Source organism: Pauljensenia sp. 20925_1_25 (assembly GCF_041433955.1).
GTDB lineage: Bacteria > Actinomycetota > Actinomycetes > Actinomycetales > Actinomycetaceae > Pauljensenia.
In genome coordinates, this window is record NZ_JAPWCL010000008.1 from 1 (window position 1) to 17,144 (window position 17,144).

Here is a 17,144-nt window from a genome sequence, read left to right on the forward strand (position 1 = left end):
ACCGCCCGGCGCGCGGCCAGGCGGAAAACGGAGCGGGCGACGGGAATCGAACCCGCCTCTGAAGCTTGGGAAGCTTCCATTCTACCGATGAACTACGCCCGCAATTCATCGTCCCGAAGGAATCGACCTGTCGATCATAGCGTCACGATGGACGGGCACGCAACCGGCGTCTCGCACACAGTGCTGCGCTCGCGACGCTGTGGGTTGTGCGATGGCGGTTGTCGCGTGCTCTCGGCAACAAGGCCGCATCCGCCCATGCGCGCACGCCGATCCAGCGCGGAGACGGCAGCGCTCACCGCTCCTGCCGCAGCTCACGCCTCGCGGTCCGCTCCGAGACGCTTCCGGTTCTGTTGCGTGTGTCGACCGCGGATACACTGAGGATCGCTTGACCGATTGGAGGACCCATGCCTCGTCCCGTGGTGGCCGCAGCCATCGTCGATTCCCTGGAGCACCCGACCGTGCTGCTCGCGTGCTCGCGCGCGTACCCGCAGGAGCTACGCGGCCAGTTCGAGCTGCCCGGCGGCAAGATCGAAGAAGGTGAGGACGCGGCGGCGGCGCTCGAGCGTGAGATTGCGGAGGAACTCGGCGCGCACCTGCGGGTGGGGGAGCGCGTCTGCCCGGACGGCGGCCTGTGGTGGCCGGTTCTGGGTGGGCGGGTCATGGGCGTGTGGCTCGCGGAGGTTGCGCCCAGTTCGCCGACTCCGCGCGCTGGTACCTCGCACCTGGAGGCGTGCTGGGTGCCGATCTCCGAGTTGGGGGACCTGCCCTGGATCGTCGCGGACCTTCCTATTGCCGAGGCCGTGGCTGCGCGCTGCAGCCGGTGACACGTCGCGCGTCGGCGGGGAGTGGGTGGCCGACGTGAGTGCGCGTGAGCTGTGTTGGGTGCGCTGAGAGGGCGAGTGATAAAGCGTGCGTTGCTTCCGCGGCGCGGGAATGGTGCCCGCCACCATTTGACGACACATGGGGACCGGATGTCAGAATAAGCGCATGCCGAAGATTATTGGCGAGTCCCTCGCCTCCCACCGCGAGCTGACGCGCACCCGCCTGTTCGATGCGCTCGGGTCTCTCATGGCCGAGCAGGCCTTCGAATCCATCACGATGAGTCAGATTGCTGAGCGCGCCGGCGTGGGTCGCACGGCGGTGTACAACCACTTCGCGGACAAGGAAGTGCTGCTGCTCGCCTACATGCGCCAGGTCACCGAGGAGTTCACGCGGGTGCTCACCGCGCGCCTCGAGGCCGAGCCTGACCCGCTCATGCGCCTGCGCCTCTACATTCGCGCGCATCTGCAGATGATCAGCCGCTACCACGTGAAGGCTGGCATGGGCCTGCGTCGGCAGATGTCGGGTCGGGGTGCCTCGCACCTGCACGATCACGCGGGTATGGTGGGCGAGGTCCTCATTGAGATCCTCGACGAGGCCATGGAGCGTCACCTGATTGCGCAGCAGAATACGTTGGGCGCGGTTCATCTCATTCATGCGACGCTGGCGGGTCAGCGCCTCCCGGCGGATGCGGCGCACCGTGAGTCGGCGCTGGCGCTGGTGGAGACCTTTATTTTGCGAGGCCTGGGTGCCTCCGAGGAGAACGTGCGTCACGTCACCGCTTCGCCTCTCCCCTCCGGGGAATAGTGGGCGCGCCGCGTCCGTTGATTCAGACAGAACACAGGGGTCGTCCGGCCCCAACTGACCTGCCGACCAGAGTGTCGGCGACACAAGGAGAAACATGGCTACCGTTACTCTGACGCAGGAGAACTTCGAGCAGACTGTGTCCGCCGGCGGCATCGTCCTGGTTGATTTCTGGGCGACCTGGTGCGGCCCGTGCCGCCAGTTTGGCCCCGTTTTCGAGGAGGCCTCCGAGAAGCATCCGGACGTCGTGTTCGGCAAGATCGACACGGATGATCAGCAGCAGCTCGCGATGGCCGCTCAGATCACGTCGATCCCGACGCTGATGGCTTTCCGCGATGGCATCGCGGTGTTCCGCCAGTCGGGTGCGCTTCCGCTGTCCGCCCTGGAGGACCTGATCTCCCAGATCCAGAACCTGGACATGGATGACGTTCGCGCGAAGATCGCCGAGGCCGACAAGGCTGAGTGACCGCGTCCCAGCAGACGTCGATGGGTCCCGAGGTGAGAACCTCGGGACCCATTTTCGTATGTCGGGATGCCGCTCGTCCGTGGCGCGTATACGCCGCCGTGGTTGTGACCGGACCCGACCCCTCGCGTACGAGAGGCCGGGGACTGCCCCTACTTCCGGTGGCGGCCCTTACCTCGGCTGAACCTTTCGATCAACTGGAGAAGTGCTACCATAGAAGCTGGAAGAGCAATCAGAGTGCTGATGATGTGTGTGATCATCGCATCTCCTTTCTTCCGGCCAGCCCCCCAGTCTTCCCTGGGGGGCATTAGCATCTGCAGGTTGTCTCCCCCTAGACGCAGGACGGTCGGCGTCAGGCGCTCGCCGGGCGGCGGGTGATGAACTCGCGGTCGGCGTGGTCGCCGACCATGAAGGAATACTCGCCGACGATCTCGAAGCCGTGGCGCGCGTAGAAGCGCTGCGCCCCATGGTTTTCGCTCCACACGCCGATCCAGAGGGTGCGCGGCCCGTCGCGTTCGAGCCACTCCAGCGCGGTGCGCAGCAGGAGGGTTCCGCGGCCGCCGCCCTGGTATCCGCGCAGAATGTAGAGGCGCTGGACCTCGCCGTCGCCAGGCGCGACGTCGGGGTGGGGCAGGTGCGCGGGGCACGCGGTCACGTAGCCGATGAGTCCGTCGGGGAACGAGGCCGGGGCTTCCTCCCCGGAATAGGGGGCGGTGGGGTGTTCGCCGGGGATATGAACGGTGGGGCCGGTGGAGGAAACGAGATCGCTGGGCGTGCAGGAGGCCTCGTCCGGTGACGGTGAGCCATCGACTGTGTCCTCGAAGAGGAGCCAGGTCGCGCGCTGCGGATCTTGAAGTTCGGAGTGTAGGACGGCGGGGGAGTAGGCTTGGTCGAGAAAGACAGTTAAATCGCCCGGCGTGTAGAGGTGCCCGAAGGTCTGGGTGAAGCACTCGCGGGCGAGCGCGGATAGCGCGTCGGCGTCGGCGGGTGTGGCGCGGCGGATCATGGCATCCTCTCGGTCGTGTTCCCTCATCGTAGGCAGAGCTGGGGCGATGCGCCGGGCGGCCCCCAGTGCACAGCGGGGAGCAACCTGAGAATGAGTATCAACCATTGCTCTGGCTGTGACGTGCGCCTTACAATAAGGCGATTAACGAACATTAAAGGAGACGGACGTGGCACGTAAGACCCGCACCGCGCAGGTGCTCAATATTGTCAAGGCACTCGCGTGGGTCATCATCGCGGTGTCCCTGGTCAAGTTCGCGTTTTTCCCCGCCGCGCAGGAGGAGCAGACGGGCGACGGCATGGACCCGGGTGGAACCTTCGGGCAGATGACGATTTCTGTGGGCCGCGCGGACATTACGAACACTGTGAGCGTGACGGGCACGATCCAGGCGGATGAGCCGGTGAATGCTCGCGCGACGCTTGACGGCGAGGTCGTGCGCGTCTATGTCAACGACGGCGACACAGTCGCCAAGGGTGATGCCCTCATCCAGATCCGCAAGGAAATTCCGGGCGAAACCCGCCAAGTCACCGATAAGGACGGCGACGTCACCATGGAGACCGGGAAGCCTACCTTCAAATACGAGACGGTCGCCGCCCCCGGCGACGGCAAGGTGTCCACGAGCGTCCTGGTGGGACAGCAGTTCGCGATTGGCGACACGGTTGCCTCGGTCGCCCCCTCCACGTTCTCGGCCGTCGCCGCCCTGAGCGCCGACCAGATGTACCGCCTCCAGGAGGCACCCTCCACCGCGACCGTCACCATCAAGAACGGCCCGGCCCCCTTCGAGTGCACAGACGTCACGCTTGTCAGCCCCACGAGCAAGACGCAGGACACGAAAAACTCGGGTGCCTCCGAGAACTCGGCTGCGGCCTCGACGGACCTGAAGGCCCGCTGCGCGATTCCCTCCGATCAGACCGTGTTCGCGGGCCTGCAGGTGAGCCTCGAGATGACGACGGGATCGGCGACGGATGTGCTCGCTGTGCCGGTCTCCGCGGTCGAGGGTCGCTACCAGACCGGCACCGTCTACCTGCCGACCTCGGACCCGGCCAACCCGGAGAAGCGTTCGGTCACCCTGGGCTTGACCGACGGAAAGATGGTCGAGGTCAAGGAGGGACTCGAGGAAGGCGAGGAAATCCTCGAATTCACCCCGACTGCGACGAAGGATAACCAGGACGACCCCTACGGCTCGGGTGACACGGGCGGCGGGGCCATGGATGGGGCCGCTGACGCGTCCGACGGGACGAGCGCGCGATGAGCCTCGTGCACCTGCGGGACGTGACCCGCACGGTCACCCTGCCTGACGGCGAGGACCTGCACATCCTGCGCGGCGTCAACCTGGACGTCGCGGCGGGCGAGCACGTGTCCATCGTGGGCCGCTCGGGTACCGGCAAATCGACGATGCTCAACATCATTGGCCTGCTGGACGCTCCCACGTCAGGCACCTACGAGCTGGACGGCGTGGATACGACGCGCCTGGGCGAGGGGCGTCGCGCTCGCATGCGCGGCGAGGACTTCGGCTTCGTCTTCCAGCAATTTAACATTTTCGCCGCCCGTACGGCCGCCGAAAACGTCGAGGTGCCCCTCCTGTATGCCTCCGGCGCGCAACTGCTGTGCAGGCGCTCAATTGCCCTCGACATGCTTGAACGTGTGGGCCTGGCGGATCGCGCCGACTCGCACCCGGGGGAGATGAGCGGAGGCGAACAGCAGCGCATCGCGATCGCCCGTGCCCTCGTGCGCCGCCCGCGCGTGATCCTCGCCGACGAGCCGACGGGCGCGCTCGACCCGGACACGGGCCGAGCGGTCATGACCCTCCTGGAGGAAGTCGCCCGCGAATCCGACTCAGCGCTCATCGTCATCACGCATGACATGGCGGTCGCCGCCCGCGCCTCGCGCGCCTACGAACTCTACGACGGCGTCCTCCACGAGGTCACGGACCCTGGAACCCTGACGCAGCGCGCGGAGGCGGGGAACTCCAGTGTCGACAACGCCGGGACCGGTGGAAGCGCCGGGATCCCCGGGAACCCCTGGGACGAGGCCTCCGCCGCCTCCGCTGGTCCGCAACCCCCGCCGCCTCCCGCGCAGGTTCCGGCACCGCCGTCGGGGGGATCACCTGACGATACGGGTGTGACGGCACGTCAGACGATGAGAGCCGTCCGTAGGGCAGCGGCTCGACAAAGGGAGAGTGAGCAGTGAACGCACTGAGCCAGATCGTGGGCGCCCTCATCGAAGCGTGGGGCGAGGTGAAAGTCCAGAAAGCCCGCGTGGTCCTCTCCCTCGTGGGAGTAGTCGCTGCAGTGGCCGCCATGACGGTCGTTATCGCTCTGGGCGACCTGATCCTGCAATCCTCGCGCGAATTGGCCGAACTCTACGAGGGACGCTCGGTGACACTGCGCCTCGCGCCGGAAAAATCATCAGCAAGCCAAGGAGGACCCTCGAACGAGGCCCCCGCCCAGGAAACCGGAACCGGTGAAGGGACCCAGGCCTCGTCAACCGTCGCGCGACCCGACGAGAAGGATCCGGTGAGCGACGCGATGGCGACGCTCGCGGGCCACCACGACATCCACTACTGGTCGCGCCTGTCCAGCTCGGGCGGCGAGATCGTCGAGGTCCGCCAGGCGCGCAGCACCGGACTATTCCGCGGCTACCCGGTGGTGCAAACACAGGACATGTTCAACGACGTCACGATTCAGGCCGTCGACCCCTCCTTCGAGGTGATTTTCCGAACCCGCATGCTCGCCGGACGCTGGGTGACCGACGGCGACGCGGACCAGCGCCTGACCCCCGTCGTCATCTCCGAGGTCCTGTGGGATCAGCTGGGCCGCGCACCCATCGACCAGGTCCCCATCGTCCTGCACACCACCGACGGCACCGCGCTGCGCGTCGTCGGCGTCACGAAAGCGAAGAGCCGCTTCGACATGCCGACCCTCTACGTGCACTACGACGCGGCGCGCGCCGCCCTGCCGCAGATGGGGCAGCCCACAATGATCGCGTGGGTCAGCCCCGAGGACGCCGAGGAGGCTCGCACGGTGTTGCCGCAAGCCCTCGCCTCGATCCTCGGCGACGGATGGCACGTGAGCGTCACCGGCGGCGAACACCAGGACACGGGCGAAGAACAGCTGGGGACAATCTCCCGCGTCATCATGATTATCGGCGGCATCATCATCTTCCTCGGCGCGCTCGGCCTGCTCAACGTCGCCATCGTGACCGTACGTCAGCGCGTGCGCGAAATCGGTATCCGCCGCGCCGTCGGTGCCTCTGCCGCGCGCGTCTTCTTCGCTGTCTTCATGGAGTCGGTGGTCGCAACCTTCGTCGCCGGCGTCATCGGCGTGGGGATCGCGGTCGTCGTCGTACGCTTCTTGCCACTCGAAACAATAGGAATCGCGCTCAGCGAAACGCCGGCGTTCCCAGCCGGCGCAGCCGTCGCGGGCGTCGCCATCTCTACGAGCATCGGCGCTCTATGCGGCATCATCCCGGCGCTCGCAGCCGTGCGTATCAAGCCGATTGACGCGATCCGCTACTGAGGGTTCAGTGACGAGGCCGTGGCTTCCTCGCCGGGGCCGCGCGTGTTCGCGGTGGGGAGTCGGCCTCGTGCCAGAATCAGCGGGGCAGCGTCACGCGCTTCGTGTCTTCGTTGTAGATGATCATGCCTTCCTTGAGGAGGGCTCGGTAGACGCGGGCGGGTTGGTAGCGGTCGCCGCCGTCGAGGCGTGCGGCGTCGAGGACGCGACGTTTCGTGAGGCCTTCGGTGCCTTCGAAGTGGGCGGAGCGTAGGGCCTTCATGATGCGTCCGCGGGCCTGGCGGTCGGTGCCCGCGTAGGGCTGGGGGGTGGGGCGCTTCTCGTCCTTCGGGAATCCGGCGTGTGCCCAGGCGCAGTGCGTGCGCATGATGCACGTGTCGCAGCCCGGGGAGAGCTGGGTGCACACGAGGGCTCCGAACTCCATGAGCGACAAGCTGACGTCGGCAGCGAGACGTCCATCTGTCGGGAGGAGCGCGTCCGCGCGCTGCGTTTCTGCCTTCGAGGGGGTCGAATGGGGTGGAAACTCCCGGCCATCGAGAAATCTGACCAGCACTCGTCGAACGTTTGTGTCCAGGACCGGGACCCGGATTCCGTGCCTGAACGCCAGGAGGGCGCTGGCCGTGTAGGTGCCCACGCCGGGCAGGAGAGTTAGCTCTTTTATAGTGAGGGGCACCTGACCGCCGTGTTTCTCGACGATGGTGCCCGCACAATTTTTGAGACGCAGTGCGCGTGAGGGATAGCCCAGATTCGCCCAGGCCACAATGATATCCGCGGAGGAGGCCTCGGCTAGGTCGCCGGGTGTTGGCCATCGCTCCATCCACTCCAACCAGATCGGTTGAACGCGCGCGACGGGCGTCTGTTGGCTCATGATCTCGAAGACGAGTGTTCCCCAATCGGACACGTCATCGCCGCGCATGGGCAGGTCGCGTTTGTTGGATGCGAACCAGCGGGGAAGGTCATGGAGGAGTACCTGCGAGGCCTCAGCCGTTGGATTTGTGAACACCCTGTCAGTGTAGGTAAAAAGTCCCCATGAGCGCGTTCTAACATATACGAAGTGTGATGTGGAGCATGAAAATGGCGACTGTTGTATAAACACTACAGGTTCGCTAGTCTGATCCTGTTTTCAATTACCCCCATTTTGTCGAGGGTTCCCTCACTATCAGGAGACGTCATGTCTACTCCTCAGCAGCCTTACGGGCAGCAGCCTGACTATGGCCAGCAGCCTTACGGTCAGCAGGCCGGCTATGGCCAGCAGCCTTACGGTCAGCAGCCCGGTTACGGCCAGCAGGCGGCCAATGGTCAGCAGCCTTACGGTCAGCAGCCTTACGGTCAGCAGCCTTACGGTCAGCAGGCCGGCTATGGCCAGCAGCCCTACAGTCAGCCCGGCTACGGGCAGCAGCCTTATGGCCAGCCCGGCTACGGGCAGCAGGCTGCATACGGACAGCAGCCTTATGGTCAGCAGCCTTATGGCCAGCCCGGCTACGGTCAGCCCGGATTCAACGCTCCCATGCTGGGTAAGCCTCGTAAGACTGCGGGCCTTCTCAACCTTTTCCTCGGCGGTGTTGGTGCCGGCGACTTCTTCCTTGGCCACAAGCAGATCGGTTTCATCAAGGTCGCCGTGACCGTGGTCCTGAACGTGCTTTACTTGGCGACGTTCGACTGGGAGCTGAGCGAAGCGAATCCGTTCGCTTTCTTCCTGATGTTCATCTGGGCGTGCTGCGTGCTCGCCTGCGCGATCATGACCTTCATGGGCAAGTGGATCTACGCACGGGATGCGAACGGCGTTCCGACCGTCTGACGTACTCGCGCGCATCTGAACAGGCGCGTAAGTGAGCGCCGTGTGGGACTCGGCTGATGCCGGGTCCCACACGTGTATCTAGTGCTCCTCACGTTTCTCTGTCCGGGTGCAGCGACGCCCCGTACGCGAGCGTCTCACTGCGTGTCCGAGCTGTTTTGTGGTGTATAGCGCGTGGTGCGGACGAGCGGCCCTCGGTCCCAAAATGCTTGTCGGAACGCGTTTGCGGGCACGCTCGGGGCGCGATCGGGGGTCTTTCGGGGTCGCTGCGGATGACGAAAAGTGGTGTCGACACGCTAGGCTATGCGGGTGCGGCCCGCAGCCGTCACTTCCCACGACAATCGAAAGGCTTAGTTATGACGACGCCCAACCCCTTCAACTCGGAGGACCAGACCTCGGTGCCCGCGCCGGATGCTCCCAGCTTCCCCCAGGCCTCGACCCCCGGTTACGACCAGGCCAACGCTGCTCCGGGTGCACAGCAGCCCGTCTATGGCCAGCCTGCTTACGGCCAGCCTGCTTACGGCCAGCCCGCCTTTGGTCAGGGTGCCTACGCGACCCCGCCCAAGCAGTGGATCGTCGCGCTGCTCCTGGCGTTCTTCGTCGGAATCTTCGGTATCCACAACTTCTACCTGGGCTACACCACCAAGGGCATCATCCAGCTGATCCTGTCCCTGACCGTCATCGGTATGCTCGTCACGGGCATCTGGGCCTTCGTTGAGTTCATCATGATCATCATGCGTTACGGTGCCTACGGCTGCGACGCGCAGGGCCGTCCCCTGGAGTGATCCGCTGAGGCTGTTGTCGCGGCGCTGAGTGTGCGACAATCGAGTCATGCTGCTCAGTGACCGCGACATCAACGTCTCTCTGGATTCCGGCCGGATTCGTCTCGATCCTCTGGACCGTGGCCTGGTTCAGCCAGCCAGTATTGACGTGCGGCTGGATCGCCTCTTTTGTCTCTTCGATAATCACCGCTACTCGGTGATCGACCCTGCGGCGGATCAGTCGGATCTGACGCGACGTATCGACGTGGGGCCGGATCAGCCCTTCGTCCTGCACCCCGGCGAGTTTGTCCTGGGTGCCACCTACGAGCTGGTCACCCTCGGCGACGACATCGCCGCGCGCCTTGAGGGCAAGTCGTCGCTGGGGCGCCTCGGCCTCCTCACCCACTCCACCGCGGGCTTCATCGACCCCGGTTTCTCCGGTCATGTGACCCTCGAGTTGTCCAACGCGGCGACGATGCCGATCCTGCTCTACCCGGGCATGAAGATCGGGCAGCTGTGCTTCTTCGACCTGTCTTCCCCGGCCGAGCATCCCTACGGCTCGCAGGGCGCTGGCTCCCACTATCAGGGTCAGCGAGGCCCCACGCCGTCCCGGACGCACCAGCGCTTCACTCGCACACGCATTGATCGGTGACATGATGGAGTCTCCCCACCCTCCCTTTCCGTCCCGGCTCGCGCGCAGGCGCGCCGAGCGTGCGGCGCGCGCTGCCGCAGCTGATGCGGCCGAACAGGACGCGCCTCTCGCACTGGAATCGGCGGTAACGCCTCCGCCTGAACCTGAGAACCTGCCGCCGACGGCACCTCCTCTGCCTGAACCCGCGGATCCGACCCCGCGCCTACTACCCCCGCCCGCCGGTCAGCGGGCCACCACGATGCGCACGGGCGTCATAACGGGCGTCGTGCTGCCCGGCATGGCCCCGCGTACCGGCCAGGTCACGAACCGGAACGATGCGCCGCCCCCGCCCTCGCCGGTCAGGCGTTCCTTCAAGGAACGCATGGCGAGTGCCCACTCCAGCCTGGCGGACTCGGTCCTTACGTCCGCGACGGGCAGCCCGATCATGCAGACGAACGTGTCCTTGATCGGCCTGAGCACCACCCAGGAGCCGGCGTTCCAGATTGCCGCAGACGGCGAGATCACCAGCGCGGAGGCTGCCGTGCCGATTGCCGCCGCCATCGAGGTTAGCGAACCCGCAGGCGTTATCGACATGCAGGAAGCCCTGGGTCACCACCTGTTCCTCGTGTCGGAGGCCGTGGATCCGGCCGAGCTGGAGGCCCTCGCGATCTCCATGTGGGATGACGCCGGCTGGCTCGCGCCCGGTCGCCTGCACCTGTCGTCGGATGCCGAGCTTGAGGGCCCGTGGTCCCTGGATCAGCCGACGCGCGCGCAGCTGGGCACCCCGTCCCTGCTGACGCATGCGTGGATCTTGCGCTGCCCAGTCTCGCGTGCCGAGGAGAAACCCAGCGCGGTCATGGGGGAGTGGGCGCAGGCTTTCCCCGACGGCATGCCCGTTGGTCTGGAGTACCGCGTGCTCGAGGCGCTGGGCCGCATGGCGCGTCGCCTGGCGGGCGGTTTGCGCCTGGCCGGTAGCGGCTACGTCATGGTTCCCGACGCGGACTCGGCCGTGAACCTGACGGTGTACGCGCCGCGTTGGATCAACCCGGAGGACCTGCTGTCCGCAATGCGTGAGCGCGCCGGGTTTGAGCAGATGAAGGACGCGCGCGACATCGTCCCCGAGGCCCCGGCGCTGACCCCCGCGCAGGCCGCGCAGATCGAGAAGCTGAAGGCCGAGCTGGGTCCTGTCCGCGAGGATATTGCCTCGAAGATCGCGAAGGCCCGTGAGGAGCTGGAGGCCCAGCGTAACGAGCCGCAGGTCGTCGACGGCTACGCGCTCATGTGCCCGATTGGCAATCGCTCTGACATGATGATCGAGGTCCACGCAGTCCCCTCACCCCCGCGCGTGCTGCGCTGGGAGCCGTGGACGACAGGCGCGATCATCGAGTATCAGGTTCGCTGGCTGTCCGGCCTGGCCCCGACGCCCGGCACGAACACGATGAGCCGCACCGCGCGCCGCGAGCGTCTGCGTTCGGCGCAGGAGGTCGAGAAGGCTGCGGGCTTGATTGCGACCCTCGTGGGCGGCAACGTCATCGACGAAGACGGCTTCCTGGTCGGTTTGGCAGATGTTTCCGCTGAGGAAGACGAAGCTGAGCCGCGTCCGTAGATGCGGCTTTTCAGCAGGTGAACGAAAGGGCGGCCCCGCAGGTGTGTCTGCGGGGCCGCCCTTTCGTCATCAGCGTGCGTGCGTCGGTTACTGTCCGCGCTTCACGGACTCGAGCAGCATGACGGCGACATCGCGCACCTCCGGGAGCTTCCCGCGTGTCAGTGTCGAGGTGCCCTCGGTGCCTCGGTCGGTGGCGTCGGAGGAAACGAATCCGGCGGATGTGCCCGACGCGGAGCCGAGCATCTGGGAGCAGAAGGGGCAGGCCGTCGCGACGACGTCCGCGCCCGTGGACGCGGCCTCGACGATACGAGCGTCTGCGATACGGGTCCCACGCGTCTCTTCGAACCAGGCGTGCGCGCCGCCCGCGCCGCAGCACATCGCGCGGTCGCGGTTGCGCGGCATCTCGACGAGTTCCACGTTCGGCAGGGAACCCACGAGCTCGCGCGGCGGCTCGTAGATACGGTTGTGGCGTCCCAGGAAGCACGCGTCGTGGTAGGTGACCTTCAGGGGTGTGCCGACCGAGGGAGCGTTGTCTGCCGACTGTGCCCCGGCCTCGTCCGTGGTGTCCTTGCTCGCGGAGGCAGTGGACGCAGCCGAGGCCGTGGGGGCCACCGGCGTGAGCAGGCCGTCTCGCACGAGGCGGTTGAGGAGCTGCGTGTGGTGGACGACGTCGAAGTGCCCGCCCAGCTCCGGGTACTCGCCTGCGATTGTGTTGAAGCAGTGCGCGCAGGAGACAACAATCTTTTGGGGCTTGGCTTCCTTGAGCGTGTCGATCGCCTGGGCGGCCAACATCTGGAAGAGCGCCTCGTTGCCAGCGCGGCGGGCCGGGTCACCCGTGCAGGATTCGCCCGATCCGAGGACCGCGAAGGACACGCCCGCGGTGTGCAGCAGCTCGGCGACGGCGGCGCTGGTCTTCTTCGCTGTGTCGTCGTAGGCACCCGCGCAGCCCACCCAGAACAGGTAGTCGACCTGCGAGGCGTCCTCGATGTCCTCGCCGACGACGGGGATGTCGAAGTCCAGCTTCTTCGCCCAGTCCATGCGCTTGCGAGCTGCCTGGTTGTAGGGGTTCGCCTTGGATTCCATGCCGCGGAACGCGCGGCCCAGCTCGCGGGGGAACGCACCCTCCATGAGGACCTGGTGGCGGCGCAGATCGAGGATGTGATCGATGTGTTCGATGTCGACAGGGCACTGCTCGACGCAGGCACCGCAGTTCGTGCAGTCCCATAGGACCTCTTCGGAGACGACCTCGGGGACCAGGGGAGCAGTGACCGCGGAAACGCCCTCGGGGCCGGTCGCGCCCGACAGGGACAGGGCGGAGACGAGATCAAAGGAGTGCGGCGAGGCCGGCACGCCCTTGTCAAGCAGTACCTCGCCGTCCTCGATTTTCTGGGGGCCTTCCTCCTGCTCGACGATCTGCACGTTGGAGGCGGATTCCATGTGGTCGCGCAGGCCCATGATGAGCAGCTTGGGGGAGAGGGGCTTCTGGGTGTTCCACGCGGGGCACAGCTCCTGGCAGCGACCGCACTCGGTGCACGAGTACAGGTCTAGACGCGCCTTCCACGAGAAGTCGTCGACCGTGCCCACGCCGAGGACCGTGTCCTCGGGGAGATCGTCGAAGTCGTCCTCGCTGGTGACGGGCTTGCCGTCAATGAGCATGTGGTCAGCCGGTCCCAGGGACTTCGTGCCGTCGGCGTTGCGGCGCGTGTACAGGTTGAGGATCGCGACGAAGCGGTGCCACGCGACGCCCATGCCGGTCTGAATGCCGACGACCGTCAGCCAGGTCATGGAGGTGATGACCTTGAGCGCGCTGACCAGGACGATTGCGTTTGCGAGCGACGCGGCCGAGGAGGAGGCCGCGGCAACGAAGAGCGCGCCGAGCCAGGCGGTGAGTGGGAAGTGCAGTGCGGTCGCGTGGGCCTCGAGGCCCGGCGTGACGCTGAAGAGCGCGTATTCGAGGCCACGCAAGGCCACGACGCACGCGCACACGATGAGGATGACCCACTCAACGAAGAGCGCTTGCCAGCGGGTCGAACCCAGGAAGCGGGAGGCCAGGCCGCGCGGGGAGGAGTCGCGCGGGTGAGGCTTGGCCAGGGACGAGGGCGGGGCGCCGTTCGGGTCGGCCGCGGCGGCAGCACCGTCGGGATCGTCGTTGGACAGGGCCGCCTCGGCGGCCGTGCCGCGCCCGGCGCGCTGGCGCACGATCATGAGGAGGATGATGCCGGCCAGGCCGCCCCACGCGAAGACTTCGGTGAGCCACTCCCACGGCGCGAAGTGGCCGAGGAGGGGCAGCGTGAAGGTCTGGATGCGCAGCTGCGCGTAGCCCGTGACCAGGGTGAGGAAGAGGATCGGGAAGGACACCATGACGAGCCAGTGGGCGCACTTGATCCAGGGGCGGCCCTTGAACTCGCGGTGGGTGAGGGCCGCCGAGACGACGCCCCACGCTCGCTTGCCGACCGGACGCAGGCGCCCCGGATCCGGCGTTCCCGCCGAGACCGTGCGCCACATGTGAGTCAGGCCTCGCGCGAACGACAGGATGGCCAGAGCGCTCACCAGCAGGGCGAGTCCCCACATGATGGCGCTCAGCGTTGGATTGGCCACGTTTCCTCCTCTGTTTTTTCTGCACTCCATTGTGGCATCTCGATCCGCGAGCGACCGAATTCCCCGGCAAAGCGTGCGCAATTACGCGCCGAGTGGCCTGCGCGGAGGCACAGATGTGCTCACCACAACGTGGATATGTGCCACGAGCTGTGAAAAAGTGTGTCAAAGTGAGATCGTGCTTCCCGTCTCGCAGCCAGACATGACACTGTCCGACCAGGAACTCTTCGGGGACGATCACCCGCACGATCACTGCGGTGTCTTCGGAGTATGGGCCCCGGGCGAGGATGTTTCCCGCCTGACCTACTTCTCCCTCTATGCCCTCCAGCACCGAGGCCAACAGAGTGCTGGCATTGCTACCTCGAATGGCAAGCAGATCCTCGTCTACAAGGACCAGGGACTCGTCTCCAAGGTGTTTTCCGAGCAGTCCCTCCAGGGCCTGCGCGGCCACATCGCGCTGGGACACGTGCGCTACGCGACGACCGGCGCGGACGTGTGGCGCAACGCCCAGCCGACGCTGGGTCCCACCCCCACGGGCACGCTTGCCCTGGCCCACAACGGCAACCTGACAAACACGGTTGAGCTGCGTGAGCTGGCCGCCGACATCGCCGACGACGGCGAGGACTTCGAGCGCGGAGCCTCTACCGACACTTCCCTCGTGACCGCGCTCCTCGGCATGGCCGACCGTATTCCCGGTCCGGCCCCCTTCATCGCGACACCCGCCGTCACGCCCGGTGACGCGGAGGGGGACGAGGTGACCTCGGCCTCGGCGGTGGTCGATCCTGAACCCGCGCCCCTCGTTGGTGCCGCCCTGAAGGTCCTGCCGCGCATCAGGGGAGCGTTCTCCCTGGTCTTCATGGACGAGAACACGCTGTACGCCGCGCGTGATCCGCATGGCTACCGCCCGCTTGTGCTCGGTCGCCTGGCCTCCGGCTGGGTTGTCGCCTCCGAGACGGCTGCCCTGGACCTGTGCGGCGCGACCGTCGTGCGCGAGATCGAGCCCGGCGAGCTGATTTCCATCGACGCGTCGGGCGTGCACTCGCGCCGCTTCGCTGTGCGCCGAGCCAACACCTGCGTCTTCGAGTACGTGTACCTGGCCCGCCCCGACACGACGATTGGTGGACGCCGCATCGTCGCCGCGCGCCACGAGATGGGGGCTGCGCTTGCGCGAGAGAACCCCATCGAGGCGGACCTGGTGATGCCCACCCCCGACTCGGGCACGCCCGCCGCTATCGGCTACGCGCAGGAGGCCGGCATCCCCTTCGCGCAGGGCCTCGTGAAGAACGCCTACGTGGGTCGCACCTTCATCGAACCCACGCAGTCGCTGCGCCAGCTCGGCATCCGCCTCAAGCTCAACCCGCTGCGCGAGGTCATCGAAGGCAAGCGCCTGGTCGTCATCGACGACTCCATCGTGCGCGGCAATACGCAGCGCGCGCTGGTCAGAATGCTGCGCGAGTCCGGGGCAGCCGAGGTGCACATTCGCATCTCGTCCCCGCCCGTCCTGTGGCCGTGCTTCTTCGGCATCGACTTCCCGACGCGCGCTGAGCTGATTGCCTCCTCCATGGACGTCGATCAGGTGCGCGCTCACCTCGGTGCCGATTCCCTGGCGTACCTCTCCATCGATGGCATGGTCGCGGCCACCGGGCAGGGGACCTCCCTGTGCTTGGGCTGCTTCACCGGCGAATACCCCGAGGCGATCCCCGCCGGGACGCCCGTACCCGGAACCCCCGACGCCACCCCCTGCTAACCTCCACGCCCGCGACGCGCCCCCCGCGTCGCGGGCTTTGTTACTGTCCCGATCACCCAGACATGGCCTCGTCGAGCGCCACCCGCGAAAGGCACCACCCATGACCGACACCCCCCTTGACTACGCGACCGCTGGCGTCGACACGGCGGCGGGAGACCGCGCCGTCGAGCTGATGAAGAGCGCCGTCGCCGCCACCCACGACTCCACCGTGCTCGGCGCGACCGGCGGATTCGCCGGCATGGTTGACGCGTCGGCGCTGCTGGGCATGGAGAAGCCGCTCCTGGCGACCTCCACGGACGGCGTGGGCACGAAGATTGCGATTGCGCAGGCCATGGATGTGCACGACACGATCGGCCAGGACCTGGTCGGCATGGTCGTCGACGACATTGTCGTGATCGGTGCGCGCCCGGTTCTCATGACTGACTACATCGCCTGCGGGCACGTCGTGCCCGAGCGTATCGCCTCCATCGTCACCGGCATCGCGCGGGCCTGTGAGGCCACGGGCACGCCCCTCATCGGCGGCGAGACCGCGGAGCATCCGGGCGTCATGGCGCCCGACGACTACGACATCGCGGGCGCGGCGACCGGCGTCGTGGACGCCTCGAAGCTGCTGGGGCCCGAGCGCGTGACCGATGGGGATGTCGTTATCGCGATGGCCTCCTCGGGTCTGCACTCTAACGGCTACTCGCTGGTTCGCTCCGTCGTCGCGCGCGTCGGTGCGTCGCTGGAGTCCCACGTTGCCGAGTTTGGCCGCACCCTCGGCGAGGAACTCCTCGAGCCCACCCGCCTGTACACTCGCCTGTGCCTTGACCTGGTCGAGCGCTTCGGCGTCGGCGGCATTCACGCCTACTCGCACGTGACCGGCGGCGGCCTGGCCGCGAACCTGTCGCGCGTCTTGCCCCAGGGTGCCATCGCCACCGTGGACCGCTCCACGTGGACCGTGCCCGCCGTGTTCGACTGGGTGCGCCGCGGCGGCGACGTCACCTGGGTCGGCATGGAGGACTCCCTGAACCTGGGCGTCGGCATGGTCGCCGTCGTCTCCGCGTCCGTCGCCTCCGAGGTCCTGACCGCGATCAACGAGGCCGGGGTGGCGGCGTGGGTCCTGGGTTCCGTGACGTCGGCCGGTGCTGACGGTACGGTGGCTGGCTTCGGGTTGGTCTCGGACCTGAGCGCGGACTCCTCCGGCGTGCGCCTCATTTCCGGCACGAAGGGCGTCCAGGCGGGTGCCGTGCTGCTGCACGGCGAGTACCGCCTCGGCTGATTCTTCTGCGTCTCCGAGCGCGAGCGGGCGGGGCTGGGGCCGGGTGGCCTCGGCCCCGCTGTGCTTGGGGATGGACGAGGCCTTGGCGCGATCAAGCGGGAAACTTCGGCGGGTGCGCATGACAGCGACGCATGCGTGACAGCG

Annotated in this window: 15 protein-coding genes and 1 tRNA gene; 12 read left to right on the forward strand and 4 right to left on the reverse strand. The window is 66.8% G+C overall.

Going from position 1 to position 17,144, the window contains the following annotated elements:
• Positions 1-31 precede the first annotated feature (31 nt).
• A tRNA-Gly gene (locus tag O3932_RS05010) sits at positions 32-102 on the reverse strand.
• Between the two features lie 302 nt (positions 103-404).
• On the opposite strand from O3932_RS05010, the gene O3932_RS05015 reads away from it, so the two are divergent.
• From O3932_RS05015 to trxA, 3 genes are all read left to right on the forward strand, one after another.
• Positions 405-824, forward strand: a complete 420-nt coding sequence (locus O3932_RS05015; RefSeq protein ID WP_371536673.1) for an NUDIX domain-containing protein — start codon at positions 405-407, stop codon at positions 822-824.
• Between the two features lie 163 nt (positions 825-987).
• A complete protein-coding gene (locus tag O3932_RS05020; RefSeq protein ID WP_009648767.1) occupies positions 988-1,626 on the forward strand; it encodes a TetR/AcrR family transcriptional regulator in 639 nt (212 codons plus the stop codon).
• 94 nt (positions 1,627-1,720) lie between these two features.
• Complete coding sequence (gene trxA / locus O3932_RS05025) at positions 1,721-2,089, forward strand: thioredoxin (RefSeq protein ID WP_009648778.1); 369 nt, start codon at positions 1,721-1,723, stop codon at positions 2,087-2,089.
• Positions 2,090-2,438: 349 nt separating this feature from the next.
• On the opposite strand, the gene O3932_RS05030 is transcribed toward trxA, so the two are convergent.
• The gene (locus O3932_RS05030; RefSeq protein WP_371536773.1) at positions 2,439-3,092 is read right to left on the reverse strand and encodes a GNAT family N-acetyltransferase; all 654 of its coding nucleotides are present in this window, start codon (positions 3,090-3,092) and stop codon (positions 2,439-2,441) included.
• Between the two features lie 166 nt (positions 3,093-3,258).
• Here O3932_RS05030 and O3932_RS05035 point away from each other — a divergent pair, with 166 nt between their 5' ends.
• From O3932_RS05035 to O3932_RS05045, 3 genes are read left to right on the forward strand one after another with little or no spacing between them, the layout of a single operon-like run.
• Entirely contained in the window at positions 3,259-4,341 is a 1,083-nt protein-coding gene (locus O3932_RS05035) for a biotin/lipoyl-binding protein (protein ID WP_371536675.1), read from the forward strand.
• On the forward strand, positions 4,338-5,279 hold the full coding sequence (locus tag O3932_RS05040; protein ID WP_299240156.1) for an ABC transporter ATP-binding protein: 942 nt from the start codon (positions 4,338-4,340) through the stop codon (positions 5,277-5,279). Before O3932_RS05035 ends, O3932_RS05040 begins: the two co-directional genes overlap by 4 nt.
• Positions 5,276-6,607: an ABC transporter permease gene (locus tag O3932_RS05045; protein ID WP_371536678.1), complete on the forward strand. Its 1,332-nt coding sequence runs from the start codon at positions 5,276-5,278 to the stop codon at positions 6,605-6,607. Before O3932_RS05040 ends, O3932_RS05045 begins: the two co-directional genes overlap by 4 nt.
• Before the next feature lie 76 nt (positions 6,608-6,683).
• Here the strand turns inward: O3932_RS05045 and O3932_RS05050 are convergent, their stop codons facing one another.
• A complete protein-coding gene (locus O3932_RS05050; RefSeq protein ID WP_371536775.1) occupies positions 6,684-7,520 on the reverse strand; it encodes an A/G-specific adenine glycosylase in 837 nt (278 codons plus the stop codon).
• 255 nt (positions 7,521-7,775) lie between these two features.
• On the opposite strand from O3932_RS05050, the gene O3932_RS05055 reads away from it, so the two are divergent.
• The 4 genes from O3932_RS05055 to O3932_RS05070 all read left to right on the forward strand — a co-directional run bounded on the left by O3932_RS05055 (position 7,776) and on the right by O3932_RS05070 (position 11,397).
• Positions 7,776-8,402: a hypothetical protein gene (locus O3932_RS05055; RefSeq protein ID WP_371536681.1), complete on the forward strand. Its 627-nt coding sequence runs from the start codon at positions 7,776-7,778 to the stop codon at positions 8,400-8,402.
• Positions 8,403-8,755: 353 nt separating this feature from the next.
• The gene (locus tag O3932_RS05060) at positions 8,756-9,184 is read left to right on the forward strand and encodes a TM2 domain-containing protein (protein ID WP_009648763.1); all 429 of its coding nucleotides are present in this window, start codon (positions 8,756-8,758) and stop codon (positions 9,182-9,184) included.
• Between the two features lie 46 nt (positions 9,185-9,230).
• Positions 9,231-9,812, forward strand: coding sequence for a dCTP deaminase (dcd, locus tag O3932_RS05065; protein ID WP_009648761.1), 582 nt, complete (start codon positions 9,231-9,233; stop codon positions 9,810-9,812).
• A 1-nt stretch (position 9,813) separates the two neighbouring features.
• Complete coding sequence (locus O3932_RS05070) at positions 9,814-11,397, forward strand: hypothetical protein (protein WP_371536685.1); 1,584 nt, start codon at positions 9,814-9,816, stop codon at positions 11,395-11,397.
• Positions 11,398-11,484: 87 nt separating this feature from the next.
• On the opposite strand, the gene O3932_RS05075 is transcribed toward O3932_RS05070, so the two are convergent.
• A complete protein-coding gene (locus O3932_RS05075) occupies positions 11,485-13,995 on the reverse strand; it encodes a (Fe-S)-binding protein (protein ID WP_371536688.1) in 2,511 nt (836 codons plus the stop codon).
• Between the two features lie 175 nt (positions 13,996-14,170).
• On the opposite strand from O3932_RS05075, the gene purF reads away from it, so the two are divergent.
• Positions 14,171-15,739: an amidophosphoribosyltransferase gene (purF, locus tag O3932_RS05080; RefSeq protein ID WP_009648684.1), complete on the forward strand. Its 1,569-nt coding sequence runs from the start codon at positions 14,171-14,173 to the stop codon at positions 15,737-15,739.
• A 100-nt stretch (positions 15,740-15,839) separates the two neighbouring features.
• Positions 15,840-17,000 (forward strand): phosphoribosylformylglycinamidine cyclo-ligase, encoded by a 1,161-nt coding sequence (gene purM / locus O3932_RS05085; protein ID WP_371536690.1) that lies wholly within the window; start codon positions 15,840-15,842, stop codon positions 16,998-17,000.
• The last annotated feature ends 144 nt before the right edge of the window (positions 17,001-17,144 follow it).

Coding starts and splice junctions, on each gene's coding strand:
- purM (WP_371536690.1), top strand. CDS start 15,840: ATGACCGACACCCCCCTTGACTACGCGACCGCTGGCGTCGACACGGCG.
- trxA (WP_009648778.1), top strand. CDS start 1,721: ATGGCTACCGTTACTCTGACGCAGGAGAACTTCGAGCAGACTGTGTCC.
- O3932_RS05050 (WP_371536775.1), bottom strand. CDS start 7,520: ATGCGCGGCGATGACGTGTCCGATTGGGGAACACTCGTCTTCGAGATC.
- O3932_RS05020 (WP_009648767.1), top strand. CDS start 988: ATGCCGAAGATTATTGGCGAGTCCCTCGCCTCCCACCGCGAGCTGACG.
- O3932_RS05055 (WP_371536681.1), top strand. CDS start 7,776: ATGTCTACTCCTCAGCAGCCTTACGGGCAGCAGCCTGACTATGGCCAG.
- O3932_RS05040 (WP_299240156.1), top strand. CDS start 4,338: ATGAGCCTCGTGCACCTGCGGGACGTGACCCGCACGGTCACCCTGCCT.
- O3932_RS05070 (WP_371536685.1), top strand. CDS start 9,814: ATGATGGAGTCTCCCCACCCTCCCTTTCCGTCCCGGCTCGCGCGCAGG.
- O3932_RS05015 (WP_371536673.1), top strand. CDS start 405: ATGCCTCGTCCCGTGGTGGCCGCAGCCATCGTCGATTCCCTGGAGCAC.
- dcd (WP_009648761.1), top strand. CDS start 9,231: ATGCTGCTCAGTGACCGCGACATCAACGTCTCTCTGGATTCCGGCCGG.
- O3932_RS05030 (WP_371536773.1), bottom strand. CDS start 3,092: ATGATCCGCCGCGCCACACCCGCCGACGCCGACGCGCTATCCGCGCTC.
- O3932_RS05060 (WP_009648763.1), top strand. CDS start 8,756: ATGACGACGCCCAACCCCTTCAACTCGGAGGACCAGACCTCGGTGCCC.